The sequence below is a fragment of the Pseudonocardia sp. NPDC046786 genome (assembly GCF_040645415.1).
In the GTDB taxonomy this organism is placed as follows: domain Bacteria; phylum Actinomycetota; class Actinomycetes; order Mycobacteriales; family Pseudonocardiaceae; genus Pseudonocardia; species Pseudonocardia kongjuensis.
In genome coordinates this window covers 77,012-100,392 of sequence record NZ_JBEYYF010000018.1, presented here as the reverse complement: position 1 = coordinate 100,392, position 23,381 = coordinate 77,012, and the positions used below count along the sequence as shown (strand labels likewise).

Below are 23,381 nucleotides of genomic sequence, written 5' to 3'. Positions count from 1 at the left end.
TGGTCCAGTGCGCGGGTGCGGATCAACGCAGGTGCTCGGAGACCGAGCAGCGCCGCACCGCCCGGGCCGGGCGTGGGGTGTGGTGGCTCCGCGCCGGGTCGTCATCCCGGGCGGTGCGGCGCGTCAGGGCGAGGGCGTCAGTCCACCGGCTTCAGATCGAAGTCGATGTACTCGGCGGCGTCCTCGGGGTTGGCGAACATGATCGTCTTGTCGTCCAGGTGGACCATGCGCCCGTAGTGGGTCGACATGTTCTCCTCGAACTCGGCCGCGTCGAACCAGCCCTCTTCCTGGCCGGCCTCCTCGTCCATCTCGGCGTAGTCGACCTCGAACTTGCCGACCCCGTCGACCCGGATCATCGAGGGCAGGTGCTGGACGGTGACGTTGTCCTGACGGTCCAGGACGGTCGCCATGATGGCGCCGATCTGGTTGTTCATCAGGGTGAAGCCACACATGTTCGACGCGGTGCTGTCCTGCTTGAACGGCGAGTCGGTGCTCGTCATCACTGCTTCAGCTCCTCGGGGACATCGAGACCGAGATCGGCGCAGATCCCGGCGAAGCGGTTCTTGGCACGGTCGAGGGAGTCCTCGAACGTCGGCGGCTTCGAGTCGGACTGCGACCACATCGGCTGCATCTGCCGGGCCGCCTCCAGCGCCTGCGGCACGTAGGTCCGCAGCCAGCCGTTGAACAGCTCCCGGTTGTGGTCGGCGAACTCCTTGTCCCGCACCAGCGGCGCGAAACAGGCGATCGACCAGCGCAGGTCCCGCTGCGCGTAGTCGTACTCGCCGGCCCCCATCACCGTCGGGGTGACGAAGTCGCCGTTGGTCGCGGCGGACTGCATCACCAGGTTCGACCGGAACAGCTCCCCGACCAGCGGCTCGACGATGCAGTTCGTCGCGAAGATGGCCTCGCCCCAGTCGTCCTGGACAGCCGTGAGGGCCTCGGTCAGCCTCCGCGCGCCCTGCCACTCCGGCGCGTTGTCCCACGCGTCGAGGTGGGCCCGGCCGTCGAACCCGTCGATCTCCTCGGAGAGCGTCAGGTTGTAGAGCGCGAGGTCCTGGGCGAACCGGATCTTGCGGGTGGAGTTCGCGGCGAGCGCCGTGTTGTGCATGTTGGTCGGCGCGGACCGCTCGTTCGCGGCGAACACGTACAGCCCCAGGATGTGCTCGATGTGCATCCAGGCACCGACGTTGCGCTCGACGAAGCGCGTCCAGTTCGTGTTCCAGAGCTCGAACGCCTTGCCGTTGCGGGCGTTCTCGATGTTCTGGGTGAGCTGGCGGACGACGTTCGCGTTGTACCGGTAGAGGGACTGCTCCCATTCCTCGTTCGGGTCACGGAACTCGTGCCAGCCGTGTGCCGGCCAGTTCTTGACGGCCAGGCCGCCGGTGCCGATCCCGCGCTGCGGCTCGGGCTCGTCGACGCCCCACGCCTTCAGCTTCGTCCAGTGCAGCGGGTAGCCGCCCTCACCGTTGGCGAAGCCGTAGATCCAACCCTGGGTGAGGTAGTGCCGCGGGTCCGGCTGGACCTCGACGGTGGTGTCCTCGTACACGGTCTGCTTGCGCTTCGCCGGGCTGTAGTAGTTGTAGCGGCGCGCGTTCGAACTCGAGTCGGGAAACTCGCGGGCCCCGGCCTCGGCGTCGGTGAAGACAGGCTTGGGAACGCTGCGCTGCGAACCGGACGTCGCGTCGTCCGTGGTGGTGGACTGTGTCATGAGAGTCCGTCCTCGCCTTCTTGCTCACCGGTCGTGGTGAACTTGTCGTAGAAGATGTTGTCCTCGCTCACACCGAGTTGGGTCAGCGTCGCGATGGCCGCGTCGACCATCGGTGGCGGACCGCAGACGTAGGCATCGACTCCTTTCAGATCGGGCTCGTTCTTCCTGACCACATCGGTGATCAGCCCCGTCTCGCCGGCCCAGTCGCCGTCGGAACCGTCCGGTTCGGACAGCGCCGGCACGAAACGGAAGTCGGTGAGCTGCGGAGCGAGATCGGCGAGCTCCTTCTCGAAGCAGAGGTCCTTCGACGTGCGGGCGCCGTAGTAGAAGGTCGCCGGCCGCTCCACCCCGCCCTCGGCCATCGCGCGGAGCAGACCCAGCACGGGAGCCATCCCGGCCCCGCCGCCGACGAAGATCAGCCGCGAGCTGCGGTTCTGCCGCAGGGTGAAGGTGCCGAACGGGGCCTCGACGTCGAGCCGGTCGCCGGGCTTGGCCGTCTCGTCGAGCCAGGTGCCGAACAGGCCACCCGGGTAGACCTTGATCACGAACTCGAACAGGCCGTCCCGGTTGGGCGTGTTCGCCATCGAGAACGAGCGGCTCTCCTCGGTGCCGGGGCAGACCAGGTCCATGTACTGCCCCGGGAAGAACTTGATCTCGCTCGGCTCGACCAGCTTGACCGTCAGGTGCCGCATGTCGTGGGTGACTCTCTCGACCGACACCACCTCGACCGCACCCTTGGTGAGTGGCAGCCCGGACCGGATGATCTCCTCGTCGTAGTTGAGGAGCTCGATCACCAGGTCCTCGTACGCGTGCGCCCGGCAGAGGAGCGTCGAGCCCTCCTCCTTCTCGTAGTCCGGCAGCGCGAACGTCGAGTAGCTGTCGTACTCGATGTCCTCGCCCTCGAGGACGAACGACTTGCAGGCCGCGCACTGGCCTTCCTTGCAGCCGTGCATGAGCTGGACACCCTGCTCGGCGGCCGCGCGCAGGATGTTCTGGTCCTCGTCGACCTCGATCTCGATACCGACCGGTTCGAACCGCACGACGTGTTTGTCACCCACGGTCTACGGACCACCTCTCTTGCGTGAACAACACCGCGATATTGGTGTGAGAAAAGCGACGAATCGGACAAGTGAGCACGCGCAGAACCCCTGCGTCCCACCAGGGGACGGCCGGGTTGACCCGGCCGGGGAAGACGACCCCCCGGCCGGGCCGCGGAGAGAGGGCCCCGCTATGGACTAGCGGGATCCCTCCCCCCTCGCCTGACCCGCGCTCAGGCGTCGGTGGGCGCGGGGCGACCGGCCGGCCCCTGGCGGTTGTAGTCCGCCACGAACGCTTCGCGCTCGGAGTCGCTCATCTCGTTGAGGATGACGTTGGGGCTCGCCAGGTGCGGCATCCGCCGCATGTGGTCGAGCGTCCACATCTTCTTCGGGTCGAGATCCAGGTGCGGCTGGGCGGTCAGGGTCTTGCCGTCGTCACGGACGAAGCCCATGTCCTGGATGACGTCCGCCCAGTTCCAGCCGTGGTAGAGCGTCTCCCACTCACGGTGACCGACGAGCTTGCCCATGTTCGGGGTCTCGCGACCCTGGTACACGGGACGGAACGCCTCGGCGTCGGTCCAGCGGCAGACCTCGTGGCAGTACGTCCGCCACTGACCGTCCACCTTGTCGACGACCATGTCCTCGCGGACCAGACACGGGACCATGCAGGTCCAGCACCGGTGCGGGTACACGTAGTCGACGTCCTCGGCGACGATCGCGTGGTGACCGTTCGGCTTGGCGAGCCGGTTGTAGTTCTCCCACCACTTGCCGTACCGGTCGTACCAGCCCGGGTACTTGTACTCGAACCACTCGAAGTCGGTGTCCGTCATGCCGTCGATCCGCCAGTAGTTGGCGCACCAGCCGGTGGCGAAGAACTGCGCGACCTCGTGGACGTAGCCCTTGTTCCAGATCTGGTTCCAGGACTCCTCGACCAGGTCGTGCGGGATGACCAGGCCGTACTTCTCCAGCGGCAGCAGGTACGAGCGGTAGTAGTCGTCGTAGATCCAGCGACGCCACATCTCCGCGTAGGACTCGCGGTCCTTGCGGCGGTCCTTCGTGCCGTACTCGATGAAGGTACCGATCGCGGCGTCGACGACCCGGTGGTTGTTCCACCACGCGTAGCGCAGGTCGCGCTCGAGCAGCTGACGGTTGTCCTCGTCGGACAGGGCCATCAGCAGGGTCGCGTAGCCGTTGGAGATGTGCCGCGACTCGTCGGACTGCACCGAGTGGAACACCGTCGGCAGCAGGTAGTCACCGTTGGCCGCGGCTTCCGCCGGCATCGCCACGAACAGGGTGTTCGTGAACGCGGTCTCGGCGACGATCGTCAGGTAGATCGACGCCGCGGTGATCGCGTCACCGGTGATGAACCCCTCGGCGAACTGGCGGCCGATGGTGCCGCAGTAGTCCGACTGGAAGTTCCGCAGCGAGTTGTTGAAGCCCGCCGGGTCGATGTAGTTGTTCATGTACAGGCGCTTGAGGTTCTGCTGGATCGTGCTGTGCCGAACCTCGTCGATCATCTGGATCGCCTGGCCGTTGTGCAGCTCCGGGTTCGGAACCACGTGGAACAGCATCGGCATCGACCGCGCCGCCGAGATCTCCGGCAACGGGATGATCGACAGGAAGAGCTTCTGCCACTCCAGCCAGCGCTCCTGCACCTGCCGGAACATGTTGCCGCGGATGGCACCGTCCTGGGCGCCGTAGACGCGGTGGTCCTTCTCCTCCTCCATCGGGAAGTAGGACCGGAGGACCTGCTTGAGCGGGTCCTTCTTCGCGGCCTTCCGGAAGGTGTAGTCGGTTCCGTACTTCATGTACGGCTCGTGGTACTGCGGCTCCCAGGACAGCTCCTGGATCTTCTGGTGAGCCTTTGCCAAGCTCTGCCGACTCACGTCGTCTCCTCACGGTGGTGGGTGGTGGTCGGATTCGGTCCAACCGGTCGTGCGTCGTTCGCGGCGGTCGCCGGTGCATGCGCCCCGCGGGTCCCCGGGGTCCTCCCCCGGAGAGAGCGCCTGTCGTACGGGTCCGCCTCGCCCGACCGCCGGACCACGGGGCGAGCGCGGGTGCCCCGGGTGGAGATCGGTCGCGGGACCAGCGGCCTCCGGCGGCGCGAGTGGATCCCGCGGCTCCGGTGCCGTTCATCCCGTGCTGCGAATCACACCGGCTCGGCAGGTGGTCTGAGGTCTCAATATGAGACGCTGCAGAACGGTCACGTCTGGTGATCTTGCTCTCACGGCGCGTACCGTCGTCGTCACACCTTCTTCCGGAGCAGGTCACCGCTGCTCAGCCGTCGGTTGCGGGGTGTGGTTCCCGATCACGACGCAGGCGAGGAGGCCACCCGTGACATCCCTGCCCGATGGTGCGCAGGGCGGTACCGGATCGGTACGGACGACCGGCCCGCACAGCCCCGGCGGCGGCCCCTCGACGGATCTCCTGGCGGCGGAGCGGGTGGCGGCGGCCCGGGAAGCCTTCCTGCACCGCGACACCGTGTCGCCGGAGGCGGTCCGCGCCCCGATCCTCGCGTCCTGGATCCGGTCCCGCGACATGGACGTCCCGGCCGACTCGATCGATCTCGCCGAGCTGGAGTGCGAGACCGACGGGCCCCTGGCCAGGGCCGCGACGCCGATCGTGGCCGAGCTCGCCGACCAGTTCACCACCGAGCCGGTCAGCCTGATCCTGTGCGACCACGACGGCGTCGTACTGGACCGCCGCACCGGCGACTCCGCGCTGCGCCAGCACCTCGACCGGGTGTGGCTGGCGCCGGGCTTCTCCTACGCCGAGCGGCACGTCGGCACCAACGGGATCGGCACCGCTCTGGAGGGGCGCCGGCCGACCGAGGTCTTCGGGCACGAGCACTTCGTCGAGCACCTGGAGGACCTGGCCTGCGCCGGGGCGCCGATCCGGCACCCGGTGACCGGGAAGATCCTCGGCGTGGTCGACCTGACCTGCTGGCGGAAGGAGGCGAACGCGCTGATGATGGCGACCGCCGCCACCACCGCCCGCCGGATCGAGGAGGCGCTGCTGGCCGCATCCGGCCGGCACGAGCTGACCCTGCTGCACGACTACCTCGCCGCGGTCCAGCGGGCCGGCAACACCGCGGTCCTCGCGGTCGGCGACGACCTGGTGATGATGAACGACCGGGCCCGCGAGCTCATCGCGCCCGCCGACCAGGTCCCGCTGCTCGCCGGGGCCACCGAGGCGCTGCGCTCCGGGCGCAGCCGCCAGCTCGTCGTCGACCTGCCCAGCGGCGCGACCGCCCGGGTGCAGTGCCGGCCGAGCTGGGTCGACGCCGCCTCGTCGGGCGGGGTGCTGCAGGTGACGCTGACCCACCGGGAGGCGCCCGGCCCGCGCGCCACGCACCCGACCATCACCACCGCCCTGCCCACCGCCGTCGGCTCCGGCGCGCTGTGGACGAAGTGCGCCCAGTCGGTCGACCGGCACCTGCGCAAGAACGAGTGGGTGGTACTGGAGGGCGAACCGGGATCGGGCCGGACCACCCTCGCCCGGGCCACCCACCACCTGCACTCCCCCGCCGGGCACGTGCGGGTGCTGGACGCGGCCGATTTCTCGCCGCGCTGGCTGGCCGAGGTCACCGACGAGCTGGCCGGCGGCAGCGGCACGCTGGTGCTCCGCGAGGTCGACACGCTCCCAGCGGCCGCCGCGACCGCGCTGATCGAGGCGCTGGAGCCGCAGCGCGAGTCCACCGACCACGAGCGCCCCTGGGTGGTCGCCACCCGCGGCCCGGCGCCCGACGGCGGCACCGACAGCCCGGAGCTGACCGCACTGCTCGGCGCCTTCCCGCGGACCATCGAGGTCCCGCCGCTGCGCCACCACGTGGAGGACGTCGCCGAGCTCGTCCCGTACCTGCTGGCCCGGCTGACCCGCGGGGCCGACCTGACCTGCTCGCCGGAGGCGCTGCGGGTGCTGATGCGCAACCGGTGGCCGGGCAACGTCGACCAGCTCTACCAGGTCCTGCGCAAGGTCGTCGCCCGCCGCCGCACCGGGGTGATCCGGGTCGAGGACCTGCCGCCGGAGACCAGGGCGCTGACCCGCCGGGTGCTGACGCCGCTGGAGTCGATCGAGTGCGACGCCATCGTCGACGCGCTGCTCGACGCCGACGGCAACAAGGCCGAGGCGGCCCGGCGGCTCGGGATGAGCCGGGCCACGATCTACCGCAAGATCCGCGGCTACGGGATCGCGATGCCCGAGGGCGTGTCGGCCTCCGGGTAGCCTGCGCCGTATGTCCGATCCGGCCCGGCGCAACCCGCTCGTGCGGGCGCTGACGTTCCCGGCGGGCACCCCGCCGCCGCTGCTGCTGCTGGTCCTGCTCAGCAGCACGATGGTCGGGGTGTTCTTCGTGCCGCTGTCCCTGCCCGCGGGAACGCCGGTCTGGGTCCGGTCGCTCGTCGGGATGCTGGTGGTGTTCGGGCTGATGGTGGCGACCGCGGCGCTGCTCCGGCGCGCCGTGGCCCGCGGCCGGGAACGGGGGCGGGACTCGTGAGCGGGGCCGGCACGTCCGGGACCGGCTCCGCGCTCGGCCGGATCGTCGGCCTGCCCGCCGAGGTGCCCGGCTGGCAGCGGGTGCTCGTCGGCATCGGCTCGGCCGTGCTGGTGCTGGTCGCGGTGGTGGCGCTGGCCCCGGCCGGGACCCCCGCCTGGGCGTACGCCCTGGTCGGCTGGCTCGGCGTCCTCGGGCTGGGCGCCGCAGCCTCGGCGCTGCTGCGCCGCTTCCATCCGGCGGTACGCCGGGCGGACGACGACCGCACCGGTTGACCTCCCGGTGGGTGCGCGCTCCGGGATGTTGATCTACCGTCGCTCCGCATGGAACCGGACACCCCGTCGCCGTGGCCGGACTCCGCCTTTCCCGCGGACCCCTATCCCGGCGCCCGCCCGGGCGTCTCGTTCGTCCACGACGACGGCCTGACCCACCCGGTCACCGCCGATCCCGGCGCGCCGTCCGGCCGGCTCGTCGCCGGTCGCTGCCTCGACGGGTGGCTCGCCGAGCGGGGAGCGGCCCCGCTGGCCGGGCGGGTCCCGGTGCTGGCCTACGGATCGAACGCGAACCCGTCGAAGATCAGCTGGATGCGGGCGCACCGCGGGCTCACCGGGCCGGTCGTCGCGCTGCGGGTCCGGGCGGAGGGACTGGCCGCGGTGTGGTCGGCCGGCCGGCGGGTGGTGGACGACCAGCGTCCGGCCACCCTCGCCGCGGTCCCCGGCGCCGTGGAGGAGCACGCCGTCTGGCTGGCCGCACCGGAGCAGTTCAGCGCGCTCGACGCCGTCGAGGGACGGTCCGCCGAGCCGCCCCGCTACCGGCTGGCCCGGATCGCCACCGGCTCGGTCACCGTCCCCGGGACCGGGGAGGTGCTGGACCGGCCCTTCGCCTACGTCGCCCCCGAGCGGCCCACCGGCGACCCGCGCACCGACCGACGCCCGCTGCTGGTCGACGGCGGCCCGGTGCGGTGCGCCCAGCTCGGCCAGGCCGGGGCGGCGGCGCTGACCGGCGAGCCGGGCGCCGACGGGCTGGACGCCGGGACGGTGACCGGACGGCCCGAGCCGGACGCCTGGCCGTCCCGGATGTTCGTCTACGGATCGCTGATGCCCGGTCAGCGCGCCTGGCCGCTGGCCCGCGAGCACGCCGACCCGCACGGGCTGCCGCGGCCCGCGTTCCTGCCGGCCGGCAGCGTCGCCGACACCGGGCACGGCTATCCGGCGCTGAGCCTGGACGGCGGCACCGGGGTGCCCGGCTACGTCGTCGAGCTCGCCGATCCGGTGACCGCGCTGCCGGCGCTGGACGGTTACGAGGGGCCGGAGTACGAGCGGATCCGGGTGGTGCTCGACGACGGCGCCGTCTGCTGGGCGTGGCTGTGGACGGCCGCCCGGGACGGGCACGTGCCGCTGCCCGGCGGCTGGGCGGCACTACGCTGAACCGGCGCCGGGCCCGCCCCGGGCCTGCGGGGACGGGCCCGGCCCGATGCCGGCGGGCAGCTCAGGCGCGTGCCCGGGCGGCCTGCTTCGCCTCGTGCTCGGCGAGCCCCGGCAGCTCCCGGCCGCTCAGCGACGCCCCCTTCGTCTCGATCACGAAGTAGAGCGCGACCAGCCCGACGAGCGAGGCGCCCATCATGAAGTAGGCCGGGATCAGCAGGTCCCCGGTGGACTCCACGAGCGCCTCGCTGGCGACCGGCGCCCAGCCGCCGAAGATCGCCGTCGCCACGTTGTAGGAGATCGCCATCCCGGCGAACCGGACGTGCGTCGGGAACATCGCCGGGAACGTCGCCGAGATGGTGCCCAGCTGCAGCGCGTAGACCAGGCCCAGCACGGTGAACCCGACCACCGCCCAGCCGAAGCTGACGCCCATCAGCATGTACATCGGGATCGCCAGGACGAACACGCCGGTCATCGAGATCAGCCAGCAGGGTTTGCGCCCGATCCGGTCGGACAGCGATCCCGCCATCGGGATGAAGACCATCATCAGCGCGCCGCCGAGCACGCCGACCAGAGTGGCGTCGTCGGCGTTCATCCCGATCGTGCCCTGCAGGTAGGTCGGCATGTAGGTGAGCAGCACGTAGTTGGTCACGTTCAGCGCGATGACCAGGCCGAAGAGGGTGACGATCGGCTTGCGGTAGTCGACCAGCAGGCGCTTGAGCGCCCCGGTGGCCGCCGTCTCGGCCTGCCCGCTCTCCTCCAGCTCGCGGAACACCGGGGTGTCCTCGAGCTTGCTCCGGATGTAGAGCCCGATCAGTGCCAGCGGCAGCGCCAGCAGGAACGGGATCCGCCAGCCCCAGCTGGTCATCGCGTCGTCGCCGATCGCGGCGGTCAGGCCGAAGACGACCAGTGCGGCCAGGGTGAGGCCGGCCATCGTGCCGAACTCCAGGAAGCTGCCCCAGAAGCCGCGCTTGCGGTCCGGGGAGTACTCCGCCATGAACGTCGCGGCGCCGCCGTACTCGCCGCCGGTGGAGAAGCCCTGCACCACCCGCAGCAGGATCAGCAGGATCGGCGCGAGCACGCCGATCGTCTCGAAGGTCGGCAGGATGCCGATCAGGAAGGTGGCGACACCCATCAGGATGATCGTCATCGCGAGGACCTTCTGCCGGCCGATCCGGTCGCCCAGCGGCCCCCACACGATCCCGCCGAGCGGGCGCAGCACGAACGAGACGGCGAGCCCGAGGAGCGCGAACAGCCGCTCGTAGTCACCCGGGAAGAAGTTCGAACCGATGATCACCGCGACGTATCCGTAGACGCCGTAGTCATACCATTCGGTGGCATTTCCGATCGCCGAGGCGGCGACCGCCCGGCGCAGGATCGACGGCTCCACTTCACCGTGTGTGCCCTGCTGACCGGGGTCGGCCGGAACCGAGGACATTCGATGCACCCCCAATACCGAAATACGTTCCGCAACTCATGGACATATTTCGTTACACAATCGACACATTCTCGGACATTGCGCGGCCGGGAGCTTACAGAGCGAAATCCGGAACTGCTACCCCGCGCAACGATCACGCCCGGCCGGGCCGGGGGCGGCCGGTGTAGCGTCCCCGGCGTGCTGGCGATCGACGGGCTCGCCAAGCGGTTCGGCACCGCGACGGCCCTGCAGGACGTGACGTTCGAGGTACGGCCCGGGGAGCTGTTCGGCTTCGTCGGCGGCAACGGCGCCGGCAAGACCACCACGATGCGGATCGTGCTCGGCGTGCTCGACGCGGACGCCGGATCGGTGTCGTGGCAGGGCTCACCGGTGGACGCGGAGGTCCGCCGCCGGATCGGCTACCTGCCGGAGGAGCGCGGCCTCTACCCGAAGATGCGGGTCGTCGAGCAGCTCGTCTACCTGGCCCGGCTGCACGGCGTGCCGCGGGCGGCCGCGGTCGCCGCCGCCGAGCACTGGACCGGGCGGCTCGGCCTCGCCCGGCGCCGCGGCGACGAGGTCCAGAAGCTCTCGCTGGGCAACCAGCAGCGGGTGCAGCTGTGCGCCGCGCTGGTGCACGACCCGGACGTCCTGGTGCTCGACGAGCCGTTCTCCGGGCTGGACCCGGCCGCCGTCGACACGATGAGCGACGTGCTGCGCGAGCGGGCGGCGGCCGGCACCCCGGTGATCTTCTCCTCGCACCAGCTGGAGCTGGTGGAGCGGCTCTGCGACCGGGTCGGGATCATCTCCGCCGGCCGGATGGTCGCGGTCGGCTCGGTCCGCGCGCTGCGCTCCGGCGGTGGCGACCGCTACGACGTGACCGGGCCGCCGCCCGGCTGGGCGGACGGGCTGCCCGGCGTGACGGTGCTGGAGAGCGCGGGCGACCGGACCCGCGTCGAGCTCGCCCCCGGCGCCGACGACCAGGAGCTGCTCTCCGCCGCGCTGGCCGCCGGGCCGGTGCGCGCGTTCGGGCCGTACCTGCCGCCGCTGACCGAGCTGTACCGCGACGCCGTCGCCGACCGGGTCTCGGGCGGTGCCGCCGCATGACCGGACCGGCCGCCACAATCGCCCTGGTCGCCCGCCGGGAGATCACCACCCAGGTCCGCTCGCGGACCTTCCTCGTCGGGCTGCTGCTGATGCTGCTGGTGTTCGGCGGCTACGGCGCGGTCTTCGCGTTCGTCGGCAGCCAGACCTCGGAGTCGTCGCTGGTGGTGCAGGGGCAGGCCGCCGAGCTGCGGGCGGACCTGCAGGCCGGCGCCGACCGGCGGGGCATGCAGCTGCGGCTCACCGAGGCCGGCGACCGGGCCACCGGGGAGTCGATGGTCCGCTCCGGCGAGGCCGACGCGATGCTCACCGGCGGGCCGGGCAGCCACCAGCTCGTCGGCCGCGACGACGTCGGCGCCGGACTGCGCGCACTGGTGACCGAGGTCGTCGAGCAGCGGATGGTGAACGACGCGCTGACCGCGGCCGGCGCCGATCCGGCGCAGGTCACGGCGCTGTCCGCGGTCGGCGTCCGCACCCTGGAGCCGGTGGACGCCGAGCGCGGCCAGCGGATCGGCATCGCGCTGGCGGTGACCCTGCTGCTGTTCTTCTCGGTCACCGCCTACGGCGCCGCCGTGTCGCAGGGCGTGGTGGAGGAGAAGTCCAGCCGGGTCGTCGAGGTGCTGCTCGCCACCGTCCGGCCCGGCCACCTGCTCGCCGGGAAGGTGCTCGGGCTGGGCCTGGTCGGCCTGCTGCAGCTGCTGATCCTGGGCGGGATCGGGACGACGATCGCGCTCGCCACCGGCGTGCTCGCGGTGCCCGCGCTGCTGGTCGGGATGCTGCCGTCGATCCTCGCCTGGTACCTGGTCGGCTTCTTCCTCTTCGCGACGCTGTACGCGGCGGCCGGCGCGCTGGTGTCCCGGCAGGAGGAGCTCCAGTCGGTGACGGCCCCGATCGCGGTGCCGCTGCTGCTGCCGTTCCTGCTCGCGGTCGCGATCCTGCCGACCGACCCGCGGAACACGGTCGCGACGGTGCTGTCGTTCGTGCCGTTCTTCTCCCAGACGCTGATGCCGGCCCGGACTGCGCTGGGCGTGACCGCCTGGTGGGAGCCGCTGGTCGCACTGCTGATCGCGCTGGCGGCGCTGGCGGGGATGGTGGCCCTCGCCGCGCGGGTCTATCGGAACTCGATCCTGCGGACCGGCGCCCGGGTGACCTGGCGGGAGGCGCTGCGGGTCACCCCCGGGCGTTCTTGACGAGCTCGTAGCGGTCCAGCGCGTCCTGCCGCTCGGCGCGGTGGTCCACCATCGGCTCCGGGTAGCCGTCCGGGATGCCGCCGGGCAGCTTCCACGGCTGGTGCACCGCCTTCCCGGCGATCCCGGCCAGCTCCGGCACCCACTGCCGCACGTAGTCGCCGTCCGGGTCGAAGCGCTCCCCCTGGGTGATCGGGTTGAAGATCCGGAAGTACGGCGAGGCGTCCGTCCCGGAGCCGGCCGTCCACTGCCAACCGTGCTGGTTGGACGCCAGGTCGCCGTCCACCAGCAGCGTCATGAAGTGCCGGGCGCCCCACCACCACGGCAGGTGCAGGTCCTTCACCAGGAACGACGCGACGACCATCCGCAGCCGATTGTGCATCCAGGCGGTGGCGCGCAGCTGGCGCATCCCGGCGTCGACGATCGGGAACCCGGTTCGGCCCTCGCGCCAGCGGTCGAAGTCGGCGTCGGCGGCCGTGCCGGTGCGCAGCGGAAGGTGGTCGAAGGCGGTGTCGTAATTGCCCCGGGCCGAGTCCGGGCGCCGGTACAGCACATCGGCGTAGAACTCGCGCCAGGCGATCTCGGTCCGGTAGGTCGACACCGAGTCGCCGCGCCGCCGCCCGAGATCGGCGAGCAGCGTGCGCGGGTGCACGCAGCCGTACTTCAGGTACGGCGACATGCCCGACGTGCCTGCCTTCGCCGGGACGTCGCGGTCCGGCCCGTAGCGCTGCACGGCGTCGTCGAGGAACTCCGCCCAGCGCGCCAGCGCCGCGCGCTCCCCCGGCTCCGGCAGCTCGGCGTCGCACGGTTCGTCGTCCGGGATGCGGACCGCGCGCGGCCCGCCGTCCTTGTCCGCCGGGTCCAGCCAGGTCACGCTGGAGGCGTCGGTGGCGGCCGGGGCCCGCCAGCCGTGATCGGCCCAGGCCCGGCTGAACGGGGTGAACACCTTGAACGGCCCGCCGGTCCCCTTCTCCACCCGGCCGGGCGCGACCGCGTACGGCGAACCGGTGCGCACCAGCTCGGCACCGCCGTCGGCGAGCGCCGTCGCCACCCGCTCGTCGCGCTCGCGGCCGTAGGGCCCGAAGTCGGCCGCGACGTGCACCGTGCCGGCACCGGCCACGGCCGCCACCCGCGGCACCACGTCGGCCGGGTCGCCCCGGACGATCAGCAGCCGCCCACCGAGCGCCTCGTCGAGCTCGCGCAGGCAGCCGTACAGGAAGTTCGTCCGGGCCGCGCCGGAGGGCTTGAGCAGCGCCGGGTCCAGCACGAACAGCGCCAGCGCGCGATCGGCCGCGTCCGCGGCGGCGAGGAACGTGGGCTGGTCGGCGACCCGCAGGTCGCGCCGGAACCAGACGACAGCAGTGCTCGGCGCCATGACGGTCGACGCTAGCGCCGCTGCCGCCGCCCCGCGCGGCGACGACCACGGCCGCACCGGAGCCCGCGCCCCCGTCACCCACCACGAGGTGCGACGCGGGACGTGGCTCGACCCCGAAGCGGCACGCCGCACCCCGGGCACACGAACGGCCCCGCCGGAACCCGGCGGGGCCGTTCGAGCTGCGTCGCTACGCGGTCAGCGGCTGCCGACCGGGACGTAGAGCCGCTCCGCCGAGCCGGTGTACAGCTGGCGCGGGCGGCCGATCTTGTTCTGCGGGTCGCCCATCATCTCGCGCCAGTGCGCGATCCAGCCCGGGAGCCTGCCGAGCGCGAAGAGCACGGTGAACATCTTCACCGGGAAGCCCATCGCCCGGTAGATGACACCGGTGTAGAAGTCGACGTTCGGGTAGAGCTTGCGCTCGACGAAGTAGTCGTCGGCCAGCGCCTTCTCCTCGAGCGTCATCGCGATGTCGAGCAGCGGGTCGTTGACACCGAGCTTCTTCAGGATCGTCTCGGCCTGCTCCTTGACGATCTTCGCCCGCGGGTCGTAGTTCTTGTAGACCCGGTGCCCGAAGCCCATCAGCTTCGCACCCTGCTCCTTGTTCTTCACCCGGTCGACGAACGCGTCGACGTTGCCGTCCTCGACGTCGCGGATCCGGGTCAGCATCTCCAGCACGGCCTGGTTGGCGCCACCGTGCAGCGGGCCGAACAGCGCGTTCACGCCGGCCGAGATGGAGGCGAACAGGTTCGCCTGGCTGGAGCCGACCAGCCGCACCGTCGACGTCGAGCAGTTCTGCTCGTGGTCGGCGTGCAGGATCAGCAGCGTGTCCAGCGCCCGGGCCATGTCCGGGTCGACCTCGTACGGCTCGGCCGGGAAGCCGAACGTCATCCGCAGGAAGTTCTCCACCAGGCCCAGCGAGTTGTCCGGGTAGAGGAACGGCTGGCCGACCGACTTCTTGTAGGCGTAGGCGGCGATCGTGAAGACCTTCGCCATCAGCCGGACGGTGGAGAGCTCGACGGCCTCCTCATCGTGCGGGTCGAGGCTGTCCTGGTAGAACGTCGACAGCGCGCTGACCGCCGAGGAGAGCACCGGCATCGGGTGCGCGTCCCGCGGGAAGCCCTCGAAGAAGCGCTTCAGGTCCTCGTGCAGCAGGGTGTGCCTGCTGATCCGGGTGGTGAACGCCTCCAGCTTCTGCGGCGACGGCAGCTCGCCGTAGATGAGCAGGTAGCTGACCTCGAGGAACGTCGAGTTGGTCGCCAGCTGGTCGATGGGGTATCCGCGGTAGCGGAGGATGCCGGCGTCACCGTCGATGTAGGTGATCGCCGAGGCACAGGCGGCGGTGCTCGTGAAGCCCGGATCGAAGGTGACCAGACCGGTCTTGCCAAGGAGCTTGCTGACGTCGACGGCCTGCGACCCCTCCGTCGGGGTGTGCACCGCCATCTCGAACTCGCCGCCGGAATGCTTGAGGACGGCGGAGTCGGAGCGGGCGGCGGTCTCGTCGGACATGTGGAGGTTCCCTCTCACAGCTGGGTCATATGGGTTCAGCCGCACACGCTAGCCCGCCTCGCCGGATCCGCAGAACGCGGCGACGAGGGTCACCCCGAATCGCGCCCGGCGACCGGCGCGCGGTACCGCCAGAACTCCGGGAACCGGGTCACCACGACGAGGGTGCCGACGATGACCGCGATCCCGCCGACGACGGCGCTCGTCCCCGGCCCGATCGCGTCCGCCGAGGCGCCGTGCCACATGTCCGCGAGCCGCGGGCCACCCGCGACGACCACGATGAACACGCCCTGCATGCGGCCGCGCATCTCGTCGGTGGCGACGGTCTGCAGCATCGACGATCGGTATACCGAGCTGACCAGATCGCCCGCCCCGGCGACGGCGAGGGCGAGCACCGCGAGGAACAGCGAGCCGGTGAGACCGAACAGGACGATCCCGCCGCCCCACACGCAGATGGCGACGACGACGGCGACGCCCTGCCGTTGCACCCGCTGCAGCCAGCCGGACAGCACCCCGCCGACGACCATCCCGATCGGGATCGCGGCGAACAGCAGGCCCAGCGCGAAGCCGCCGCCGGGCGGGTCACCGAAGGTCCGCTCGGCCATCTCCGGGAACATCACCCGCGGCATGCCGAAGCCCATCGCGATCACGTCGACCAGGAACGAGACCAGCAGGATCCGGTGCATGCCGACGTAGCGGAAGCCGTCGACGACGGCCCGGAACCCGACCTTCGGCCGGGGCCCGCCCGCCGCCTGCGCCGAGCTGGGCAGCGACGGCAGCCGCCAGGTCGCCCACAGCGTCGCCAGCAGCGCGATCGCGTCCAGCAGGTACAGCATCGGCAGCCCGATGATCGGGATCAGGATGCCGGCGAGCAGCGGGCCGAGCACCGCGCCGATCTGCACGACGGTCATGTTCAGCGCGTTCGCGGCGGGCAACTGCTCGGCGGGCAGCAGCCGCGGGATGACGGCGCTGCGGGTCGGCTGGTTCATCGCGAGCATCGCCGACTGGACGGCGAACAGCACCAGCACCACCCAGACGTCGCCGACCCCGCTCGCCGAGACCACCCAGAGTGCGAGCGAGGTCAGCGCGATCCCGGAGCCGGTGAACAACAGCATCACCCGGCGGTCGACGGCGTCGGCGATCGCGCCGCCCCACAGCCCGAACACGATCAGCGGGACCAGGCCGAACAGCCCGGTCAGTCCGACGTAGGCCGACGACCCGGTCATCTGGTAGATCTGCGTCGGGACGGCGACCACGGCGAGCTGGGCACCGATGACGGTGACGATCCCGGCCGTCCACAGCCTGCGGTAGGCGGGCGTGCGCAGCGGCGTGGTGTCGGCGAACGCGGATCGCAGCGCGCCGGTGAACCGCCCGCCGGCCCGCACCCGGCGGGTCGGTGCGTCGGCGGAGCCCCCGTTGACGACCGGGCGGGTGGGCGAATCCCGGCCCCCGCCCGGCACCGGCTGCGTCGGCCCGTCGCCGGGGTCGTTGCGCTTGCTCACGGGACCACGTCTACACGGGGCTCCCGCGGCGCGCCTCGGGGTTCCCCTTACGGGGCGAGCCTGCGGACCGACCAGCGGTCGTCCCGGCCGACGTCGAACCGGAGCCGGTCGTGCATCCGGTCGGTGCGGCCCTGCCAGAACTCGACCTGCCACGGCACGATCCGCCAGCCGCCCCAGTGGGGGGGCCGGGGGATCCGCTCGACGTCGTCGAACCGGGCGGTCACCCCGGCCAGCGCCTGGTCGAGCACGTTGCGGCCGGCCACCACGGTCGACTGGGCGGACGCCCACGCCCCGAGCTGCGAGCCGCGCGGCCGGGTCGCCCAGTAGGCGTCGGACTGGGCCTCCGAGCAGCGCTCGACCCGCCCGGCGAGCTGGACCTGGCGGTGCATCGGGTACCAGGGGAACGTGACGGAGGCGACCCGGGTGCGGTTCAGGTCATGGCTCTTCGCGGACGTGTAGTTGGTGTAGAACACGATGCCGCCCGAGTCGAGGCCCTTGCACAGCACGGTCCGCGACGCCGGCGTCCCCTCCGGGTCGGCGGTGGCGAGGACCATCGCGTTCGGCTCGGCCAGGCCGGCCTCCCGGGCCTCCTCCAGCCACGCGGCGAGCTGCTCGTGCCAGGTCGGGGCGAGATCGGGCACGTCGAACGGCCGGCCGGCGTAGTCGCTCCGCATCCTCTCCAGTTCGGGCGCGTCCGTCATGGGTCCCCTTCCCGTCGTGCACCCCCGCCGGGTGTCGCAGGCCCGACCGTAGGCGGCGGGTGGTCGCCGGTGCACCCGCCGAACGGCGTGTTCCCCGGCGCGCCGGGCCCGTGACCGATCACACCGGTGCCGCCCGTTGCCGACGCGCGCCCTGCCGGAGAGGGTGACCGGCGAGGCCCGAGCCGAAGGAGACCCGGTGACCGTGACCGAACCGTCCCACGACGTACCTGCGCCACCTCCCGGATTCCGGTCCGGTCTCGAGGGGCACGTCGCGTTCCGCACCGAGATCGCCGAGCCGGACAAGGACGGCGGCTCGCTGCGCTACCGCGGGGTCGACCTGGAGGACCTGGCGGGCATCGTCACCTTCGGCGACGTGTGGGCGCTGCTGGTGGACGGCCGGTTCGGCCAGGGCCTGCCGCCCGCCGAGCCGTTCCCGATCCCGGTGCACACCGGTGACGTGCGGGTGGACGTGCAGGCGGCGCTGGCGATGCTCGCGCCGTACTGGGGCTACCGCCCGCTGCTCGACATCGACGACGCCCAGGCCCGCGACAACCTGGCCCGCGCCTCGGTGATGGCGCTGTCCTACGTGGCCCAGTCGGCCCGCGGGATCGGCGTGCCGGCCGTCCCGCAGTCCCGGATCGATGAGTGCTCGACGATCACCGAGCGGTTCATGACCCGCTGGCGCGGCGAGCCGGACCCGCGGCACGTCGCCGCCGTCGACGCCTACTGGGTGTCCGCCGCCGAGCACGGCATGAACGCCTCCACCTTCACCGCCCGGGTGATCGCCTCCACCGGCGCCGACGTCGCGGCGTCGCTGTCCGGTGCGATCGGCGCCATGTCCGGCCCGCTGCACGGCGGCGCGCCGGCCCGGGTGCTGCCGATGATCGACGAGGTGGAGCGGACCGGGGACCCGGCGGCGCTGGTCACCGGGCTGCTGGACCGCAAGGAGAAGCTGATGGGCTTCGGGCACCGGGTGTACCGGGCCGAGGACCCGCGGGCCAGGGTGCTCCGGCGCACCTGCCAGGAGCTGGGCGCGCCCCGGTTCGAGGCGGCCGCCGAGCTGGAGCGGACCGCGCTGTCGATCCTGCGGGAACGACGCCCGGACCGCCCGATCGAGACCAACGTCGAGTTCTGGGCCGCCGTCATCCTCGACTTCGCCGAGGTGCCGCCGCACATGATGCCCGCGATGTTCACCTCGGCGCGGACGGCCGGCTGGTCGGCGCACGTGCTGGAGCAGAAGCGCGAGGGCAAGCTGGTGCGGCCGTCCGCGCAGTACATCGGCCCGGGCCCGCGGCGCCCGCAGGACGTCGAGGGCTGGGACCTGATCGCGGGCTGACCCGCACGGCTCGGCTGCCCCCGCCTCGATGGGCGGGGGCAGCCGGTCTCAGCCGACCACCAGCGTGCCCTCGACGAGGAAGGTGTCGTCGAGGAACGGCTAGTCGCCGGCGGGCGCGTCGAACGTGATCCGGGCGGTCGTCCCGGGTGCGACCTTCTGTGCCACTCCCAGCTCCGGGACCAGGAAGGTCAGCCCGATCAGCACCCCGGCCGCCGGGCCGAGCCACGGCGCCCACGCCAGGCCGAGCGGATTCGGCACCGCGGCGAACGCCCCGGCGGGGCCCGGGGCGAACGCGCTGAACACCGCGATCAGGACGAGGACGCCTGCCACCGGCGCACCGAACCGGGCGGCGGCACCGGACCGGAGGACGACCGGCAGCAGCAACGCGGGCAGGAAGACTGGCACCCACGTCCAGGTGGCCAGCCAGGCCGCGGCGGCAGCGCAGGGCGCACCGCCCACCTCCGCCGACCACACTGCGTAGGCCCCGCCACCGCCCCGACGGCGATCGGGGCCGCCCGAGCAGGACCAGACCGGTCCGCCGGTCCCGGGCCACCACGGCGGCGCCGACCGTCGGCCCCAGCACGCTCGGCCAGAGGTCGGCGAGGTGCAGGTTCGTGGTGTCCCGCAGCCCGCCGACGGTGCCGGCGTGCAGGACCAGCGCGGCGACGGCCAGCGCGAGGGAACCCACCGCGACCGGCCAGGCGAGCACGGTCGCGGGGACGGGAAGGGCACGCGGACGGATCCGGAGCACCGCGGAAGGATCCCAGGCGCGATGTCCCGCTGACCAGGGACGCGCGGCCCGGACCGGCCGGGCGCCTCACCCGGCCGGCAGCGGCTCCGGGACACGCCGGCGCCGGATCGCGATCGACAGCACCGCCGCCACCAGGCACAGCACCGCCCCGCCGTACCAGGCGGCGTCGTACCCGCCCAGCGCGTCGCGCACCAGCCCGGCGGCGAGCGCCGCGACGGCCGCGCCCACCTGGTGCGCGGCGAAGATCCACCCGAACACCACGGCCGAGCGGGCGCCGAACTCGGCCCGGGCCAGCGCCATCGTCGGCGGCACCGTGGCCACCCAGTCCAGCCCGTAGAACACGACGAAGGCGAGCATGCTGGCGTTCAGGTCGGTCCCGAACAGCGCGGGCAGCGCGAACAGCGACACCCCGCGCAGCGTGTAGTAGGCGGCCAGCAGCACCCGCGGATCGAACCGGTCGGTCAGCCAGCCGGAGAAGACCGTCCCGACCAGGTCGAACACGCCGACGACGGCGAGCAGCGACGCGGCCGTCGTCGCGGGCATTCCGTGGTCGTGCGCGGCCGGGACGAAATGCGCCTGGACCAGGCCCGCGGTCGTCGCACCGCAGATGAAGAAGCCGGCGAACAGCAACCAGAACGTCCGGTTCGCCGACGCCTCGACGAGCGAGCGCAGCGCGAGCGCGGCGGCGCCGGTGCGCTGCGCGGGGACCGCGTCGGCCTCGGTGCCGCCGTACGGGGGCAGCCCGAGATCGGCCGGCCGGTCGCGCAGGAACAGCAGGACGACCGGTACGACGGCGAGCGCCGCGACCGCCGTGACCAGCGCCGCCGGCCGCCAGCCCGCCGACTCGACGATCATCGCGACCAGCGGCAGGAACACCAGCTGCCCGGTCGCCGACGCCGCGGTGAGGATCCCGGACACCAGGCCGCGGCGGGCGACGAACCACCGGTTCACCACGGTCGCGACCAGCGCGAGGGCCATCGAGCCGGTACCCAGCCCGACGATCACGCCCCACAGCAGCACCAGCTGCCACACCTGCGTCATGAACACGGTGCTGCCCGCGCCGGCCGCGACGAGCAGCAGCGCGACGGTCACCACCCGGCGCACCCCGAAGCGTTCCATCAGCGCCGCCGCGAACGGCGCCGTCACCCCGAACAGCGCGAGATTCACCGCGATCGCGAACGAGATCGCCCCGATCGACCAGCCGAACTCGGCGTGCAGCGGCTCGACCAGCACCCCGGGCGTCGACCGGAACCCGGCCGCGCCGAGCAGCGCGAGGAACGTCGCCCCGGCGACCCACCAGGCCGGGTGCACCCGGCGTGCCCGTCCCGCCGCGCGCAGGGGTGCCTCCGTCATGGAGATCAGACTGCGCGGTACCGCCCGCCCAGGAAAGTGGCCGAAGGGACGATATGTGCAAAAATCCGGCCATGGCCGTCCCACCGCACCGGGTCGGGGTGCTCGCCGTCGACGGGGTGATCACCTTCGAGCTGGCGATCCCGGAACGCATCCTCGGCACCACCACCGGCACCGACGGCACCCCGCTCTACGACGTGCGGGTCGGCTCCGTCGACGGCGGCCCGGTCCGCACGAGCTCGGGTTACCGGCTGCTCCCCGAGCACGGTCCCGAGGTGCTGGCGGACGCGCAGACCCTGGTCGTCCCGGCGATCGCCGGTCCGCACTCGCCCGGCCCGGCCGGTGGCCCGGAGCAGGAGACGGACCGCCGGGTGCTCGACCTGCTGCACCGGGTCACCGGCCGGGCGCGGATCGTCGGGATCTGCACCGGCGCCTTCGTCCTCGCCGAGGCCGGCCTGCTCGACGGCCGCCCGGCGACGACGCACTGGGCGCACGCGAACCGGCTCCGGCGCCGGTTCCCGCAGGTGCGGCTCGATCCGGACGTCCTGTTCGTCGACGACGGCGACCTGCTCACCTCAGCCGGTGTCGCCGCCGGGATCGACCTGTGTCTGCACCTGGTGCGCCGCGACCACGGGGTGGAGATCGCCTCCACCACCGCGCGGCGCAACGTGGTCGCACCGTGGCGGGAGGGCGGGCAGGCCCAGTTCGTCGAGACCCGGATGCCGGAGGGGTCCGGCACCGACACCGCGGCGGTGCGCCGCTGGGCGGTCGAGCACCTGGACCGCTCCCCCGGCGTCGACGAACTCGCCGCACGGGCATCGATGAGCGTGCGCACCTTCACCCGCCGGTTCCGCGCCGAGACCGGCACCAGCCCGGGCCGCTGGCTCGCCGCGCAGCGGCTGGACCGGGTACGGCGGCTGCTGGAGACCACCGACCTGCCGGTCGGGCAGATCGCCGCGCGTACCGGCTTCGGTACGACCGCCGCGCTGCGGCACCGGTTGCACGCCGAGATCGGGATGGCCCCGCTGGCGTACCGGCGCGCGCATCGGCCCCCGCGCGCGGGCTGAGCGTACGGGTGTGGCCCGGCGCACCGTCGCCGCTGCGGGGCCGCACGGTCCTGCGACACTGGCAGCGTGACCTCTCCTGCCGACCTGAAGATCCCTGTCGATCTCCTGCCGTCGGACGGCCGCTTCGGATGCGGTCCGTCCAAGGTGCGCCCGGAGCAGCTCTCCGCGCTGGCCGCGACCGGCGACTCCCTGATGGGCACCTCGCACCGGCAGAAGCCGGTGAAGAACCTGGTGGGACGCGTGCGGGCCGGGCTCACCGAGCTCTTCTCGCTGCCCGAGGGCTACCAGGTCGTCCTCGGCAACGGCGGGTCCACCGCGTTCTGGGACGCGGCTGCCTTCGGCCTGATCCGCCGCCGCTCGCTGCATTTGGCCTACGGCGAGTTCTCGCAGAAGTTCGCCGACACCACGACCGGGGCGCCGTTCCTGGCCGATCCGGTGGTCGTCTCGACCGAGCCGGGCACCGCGCCAGCTCCGGTCAGTGACCCGTCGGTCGACGCGATCGCCTGGGCACACAACGAGACCTCGACCGGCGTCGCGGTGCCGGTGCAGCGGCCCGCCGACGCGACCGACGACCAGCTCGTGCTCATCGACGCGACCTCGGGCGCCGGCGGCCTGCCTGTCGACGTCGCGCAGTCGGATGTCTACTACTTCGCGCCGCAGAAGGGCTTCGCCTCCGACGGCGGCCTGTTCATCGCCCTGATGAGCCCGCGAGCCCTGGACCGGGTCGCCGAGCTGAAGTCGGCCGGCGACCGGTGGATCCCGCCGTTCCTCTCGCTGGCCACCGCCGTCGACAACTCCGGCAAGGACCAGACGTACAACACCCCGGCGGTCGCCACCCTGTTCCTGCTCGCCGAGCAGATCGACTGGCTGGGCGGCCTCGGCGGGCTGGACGGCGCCGTGGCGCGCACCCGCGACTCGTCCGGTCGGCTGTACTCGTGGGCCGAGAACAGCGCGTTCGCGACACCGTTCGTGACCGACCCGGCGCACCGCAGCCAGGTGGTCGGCACGATCGACTTCGACGACGCGGTGGACGCCGCCGCGGTCGCCGCCGCGCTGCGGGCCAACGGGATCGTCGACACCGAGCCGTACCGCAAGCTGGGCCGCAACCAGCTCCGGATCGGCATGTTCCCGGCGGTCGAGCCGGCCGACGTGTCGGCGCTGACCGCGAGCATCGACTGGGTCGTGGAGCAGCTCGGCACCTGAGCAGCTCGGCACCTGAGCAGCGCAGCTCCTGGGCCGCCCGGCTCCCGGGCGGTCCGGCTCCTGCTCATCGCCCGGGCTCGTCCCGGGCAGCTCGACCTCCGGACCGTCCGCCCCCCGGACAGCACCCGCCGGCCGGGTCCCGCAACCTGCGGGGCCCGGCCGTCGTGCGTCCGGTACCGGTGGGCCCGGTCGGGGTTGCCTCGCCGCGGCGTCCGTTGCTCGATCGA

20 protein-coding genes are annotated in these 23,381 nt (G+C 72.4%); 9 read left to right on the top strand and 11 right to left on the bottom strand.

What is annotated here, in order from left to right; all coding sequences use genetic code 11:
- Positions 1-137 precede the first annotated feature (137 nt).
- From mimD to ABZ881_RS21410, 4 genes are all read right to left on the bottom strand, one after another.
- Positions 138-500 (bottom strand): propane 2-monooxygenase effector subunit MimD, encoded by a 363-nt coding sequence (gene mimD, locus ABZ881_RS21425; protein WP_344018286.1) that lies wholly within the window; start codon positions 498-500, stop codon positions 138-140.
- Positions 500-1,708: a toluene hydroxylase gene (locus ABZ881_RS21420; RefSeq protein ID WP_358487028.1), complete on the bottom strand. Its 1,209-nt coding sequence runs from the start codon at positions 1,706-1,708 to the stop codon at positions 500-502. The genes mimD and ABZ881_RS21420 overlap by 1 nt, the downstream gene beginning before the upstream one ends.
- Positions 1,705-2,766, bottom strand: a complete 1,062-nt coding sequence (locus tag ABZ881_RS21415) for a 2Fe-2S iron-sulfur cluster binding domain-containing protein (protein ID WP_358487025.1) — start codon at positions 2,764-2,766, stop codon at positions 1,705-1,707. The genes ABZ881_RS21420 and ABZ881_RS21415 overlap by 4 nt, the downstream gene beginning before the upstream one ends.
- A 212-nt stretch (positions 2,767-2,978) precedes the next feature.
- On the bottom strand, positions 2,979-4,616 hold the full coding sequence (locus ABZ881_RS21410) for a methane monooxygenase (protein ID WP_358487093.1): 1,638 nt from the start codon (positions 4,614-4,616) through the stop codon (positions 2,979-2,981).
- A 463-nt stretch (positions 4,617-5,079) separates the two neighbouring features.
- On the opposite strand from ABZ881_RS21410, the gene ABZ881_RS21405 reads away from it, so the two are divergent.
- The 4 genes from ABZ881_RS21405 to ABZ881_RS21390 are packed head-to-tail and all read left to right on the top strand — an operon-like array spanning position 5,080 to position 8,664.
- Positions 5,080-6,969: a helix-turn-helix domain-containing protein gene (locus ABZ881_RS21405; RefSeq protein WP_358487023.1), complete on the top strand. Its 1,890-nt coding sequence runs from the start codon at positions 5,080-5,082 to the stop codon at positions 6,967-6,969.
- Between the two features lie 10 nt (positions 6,970-6,979).
- Positions 6,980-7,240: a hypothetical protein gene (locus ABZ881_RS21400; protein WP_358487021.1), complete on the top strand. Its 261-nt coding sequence runs from the start codon at positions 6,980-6,982 to the stop codon at positions 7,238-7,240.
- On the top strand, positions 7,237-7,512 hold the full coding sequence (locus ABZ881_RS21395; protein ID WP_358487018.1) for a hypothetical protein: 276 nt from the start codon (positions 7,237-7,239) through the stop codon (positions 7,510-7,512). The genes ABZ881_RS21400 and ABZ881_RS21395 overlap by 4 nt, the downstream gene beginning before the upstream one ends.
- A 48-nt stretch (positions 7,513-7,560) precedes the next feature.
- Positions 7,561-8,664, top strand: a complete 1,104-nt coding sequence (locus ABZ881_RS21390) for a gamma-glutamylcyclotransferase family protein (RefSeq protein WP_358487016.1) — start codon at positions 7,561-7,563, stop codon at positions 8,662-8,664.
- 61 nt (positions 8,665-8,725) lie between these two features.
- Here the strand turns inward: ABZ881_RS21390 and ABZ881_RS21385 are convergent, their stop codons facing one another.
- The gene (locus tag ABZ881_RS21385) at positions 8,726-10,099 is read right to left on the bottom strand and encodes an MFS transporter (protein WP_358487014.1); all 1,374 of its coding nucleotides are present in this window, start codon (positions 10,097-10,099) and stop codon (positions 8,726-8,728) included.
- 177 nt (positions 10,100-10,276) lie between these two features.
- Here ABZ881_RS21385 and ABZ881_RS21380 point away from each other — a divergent pair, with 177 nt between their 5' ends.
- Together ABZ881_RS21380 and ABZ881_RS21375 are read left to right on the top strand one after the other, a co-directional pair.
- Positions 10,277-11,182 carry an ATP-binding cassette domain-containing protein gene (locus tag ABZ881_RS21380; protein ID WP_358487012.1) on the top strand — a complete coding sequence of 302 codons (906 nt, stop codon included), beginning with the start codon at positions 10,277-10,279 and terminating at the stop codon, positions 11,180-11,182.
- Complete coding sequence (locus tag ABZ881_RS21375) at positions 11,179-12,369, top strand: ABC transporter permease (protein ID WP_358487010.1); 1,191 nt, start codon at positions 11,179-11,181, stop codon at positions 12,367-12,369. The genes ABZ881_RS21380 and ABZ881_RS21375 overlap by 4 nt, the downstream gene beginning before the upstream one ends.
- Here ABZ881_RS21375 and ABZ881_RS21370 read toward each other — a convergent pair.
- The 4 genes from ABZ881_RS21370 to pdxH all read right to left on the bottom strand — a co-directional run bounded on the left by ABZ881_RS21370 (position 12,350) and on the right by pdxH (position 17,420).
- On the bottom strand, positions 12,350-13,741 hold the full coding sequence (locus ABZ881_RS21370; protein ID WP_358487007.1) for a deoxyribodipyrimidine photo-lyase: 1,392 nt from the start codon (positions 13,739-13,741) through the stop codon (positions 12,350-12,352). The genes ABZ881_RS21375 and ABZ881_RS21370 overlap by 20 nt on opposite strands.
- Positions 13,742-13,936: 195 nt before the next feature.
- Complete coding sequence (locus ABZ881_RS21365) at positions 13,937-15,247, bottom strand: citrate synthase (protein ID WP_358487005.1); 1,311 nt, start codon at positions 15,245-15,247, stop codon at positions 13,937-13,939.
- 89 nt (positions 15,248-15,336) lie between these two features.
- Positions 15,337-16,629, bottom strand: a complete 1,293-nt coding sequence (locus ABZ881_RS21360) for an MFS transporter (protein ID WP_358487091.1) — start codon at positions 16,627-16,629, stop codon at positions 15,337-15,339.
- Between the two features lie 164 nt (positions 16,630-16,793).
- A complete protein-coding gene (pdxH, locus tag ABZ881_RS21355; protein ID WP_344018387.1) occupies positions 16,794-17,420 on the bottom strand; it encodes a pyridoxamine 5'-phosphate oxidase in 627 nt (208 codons plus the stop codon).
- A gap of 229 nt (positions 17,421-17,649) precedes the next feature.
- On the opposite strand from pdxH, the gene ABZ881_RS21350 reads away from it, so the two are divergent.
- Positions 17,650-18,783, top strand: coding sequence for a citrate synthase 2 (locus tag ABZ881_RS21350; protein ID WP_358487002.1), 1,134 nt, complete (start codon positions 17,650-17,652; stop codon positions 18,781-18,783).
- Positions 18,784-18,882: 99 nt separating this feature from the next.
- On the opposite strand, the gene ABZ881_RS21345 is transcribed toward ABZ881_RS21350, so the two are convergent.
- Both ABZ881_RS21345 and ABZ881_RS21340 read right to left on the bottom strand, forming a co-directional pair.
- Positions 18,883-19,242 carry a hypothetical protein gene (locus tag ABZ881_RS21345; RefSeq protein ID WP_358487001.1) on the bottom strand — a complete coding sequence of 120 codons (360 nt, stop codon included), beginning with the start codon at positions 19,240-19,242 and terminating at the stop codon, positions 18,883-18,885.
- A gap of 358 nt (positions 19,243-19,600) precedes the next feature.
- Positions 19,601-20,887, bottom strand: coding sequence for an MFS transporter (locus ABZ881_RS21340; RefSeq protein WP_358487000.1), 1,287 nt, complete (start codon positions 20,885-20,887; stop codon positions 19,601-19,603).
- 71 nt (positions 20,888-20,958) lie between these two features.
- On the opposite strand from ABZ881_RS21340, the gene ABZ881_RS21335 reads away from it, so the two are divergent.
- On the top strand, positions 20,959-21,951 hold the full coding sequence (locus tag ABZ881_RS21335) for a helix-turn-helix domain-containing protein (protein ID WP_358486998.1): 993 nt from the start codon (positions 20,959-20,961) through the stop codon (positions 21,949-21,951).
- A gap of 66 nt (positions 21,952-22,017) precedes the next feature.
- Positions 22,018-23,154 carry a phosphoserine transaminase gene (gene serC / locus ABZ881_RS21330; RefSeq protein WP_358486996.1) on the top strand — a complete coding sequence of 379 codons (1,137 nt, stop codon included), beginning with the start codon at positions 22,018-22,020 and terminating at the stop codon, positions 23,152-23,154.
- Positions 23,155-23,381: the final 227 nt, after the last annotated feature.

What these genes read in the sequence shown, in the direction of transcription:
- pdxH (WP_344018387.1), bottom strand. Translation starts at nt 17,420, where the DNA reads ATGCGGAGCGACTACGCCGGCCGGCCGTTCGACGTGCCCGATCTCGCC.
- ABZ881_RS21385 (WP_358487014.1), bottom strand. Translation starts at nt 10,099, where the DNA reads ATGTCCTCGGTTCCGGCCGACCCCGGTCAGCAGGGCACACACGGTGAA.
- ABZ881_RS21375 (WP_358487010.1), top strand. Translation starts at nt 11,179, where the DNA reads ATGACCGGACCGGCCGCCACAATCGCCCTGGTCGCCCGCCGGGAGATC.
- ABZ881_RS21370 (WP_358487007.1), bottom strand. Translation starts at nt 13,741, where the DNA reads ATGGCGCCGAGCACTGCTGTCGTCTGGTTCCGGCGCGACCTGCGGGTC.
- ABZ881_RS21400 (WP_358487021.1), top strand. Translation starts at nt 6,980, where the DNA reads ATGTCCGATCCGGCCCGGCGCAACCCGCTCGTGCGGGCGCTGACGTTC.
- mimD (WP_344018286.1), bottom strand. Translation starts at nt 500, where the DNA reads ATGACGAGCACCGACTCGCCGTTCAAGCAGGACAGCACCGCGTCGAAC.
- ABZ881_RS21340 (WP_358487000.1), bottom strand. Translation starts at nt 20,887, where the DNA reads ATGACGGAGGCACCCCTGCGCGCGGCGGGACGGGCACGCCGGGTGCAC.
- ABZ881_RS21390 (WP_358487016.1), top strand. Translation starts at nt 7,561, where the DNA reads ATGGAACCGGACACCCCGTCGCCGTGGCCGGACTCCGCCTTTCCCGCG.
- ABZ881_RS21420 (WP_358487028.1), bottom strand. Translation starts at nt 1,708, where the DNA reads ATGACACAGTCCACCACCACGGACGACGCGACGTCCGGTTCGCAGCGC.
- ABZ881_RS21365 (WP_358487005.1), bottom strand. Translation starts at nt 15,247, where the DNA reads ATGTCCGACGAGACCGCCGCCCGCTCCGACTCCGCCGTCCTCAAGCAT.
- ABZ881_RS21335 (WP_358486998.1), top strand. Translation starts at nt 20,959, where the DNA reads ATGGCCGTCCCACCGCACCGGGTCGGGGTGCTCGCCGTCGACGGGGTG.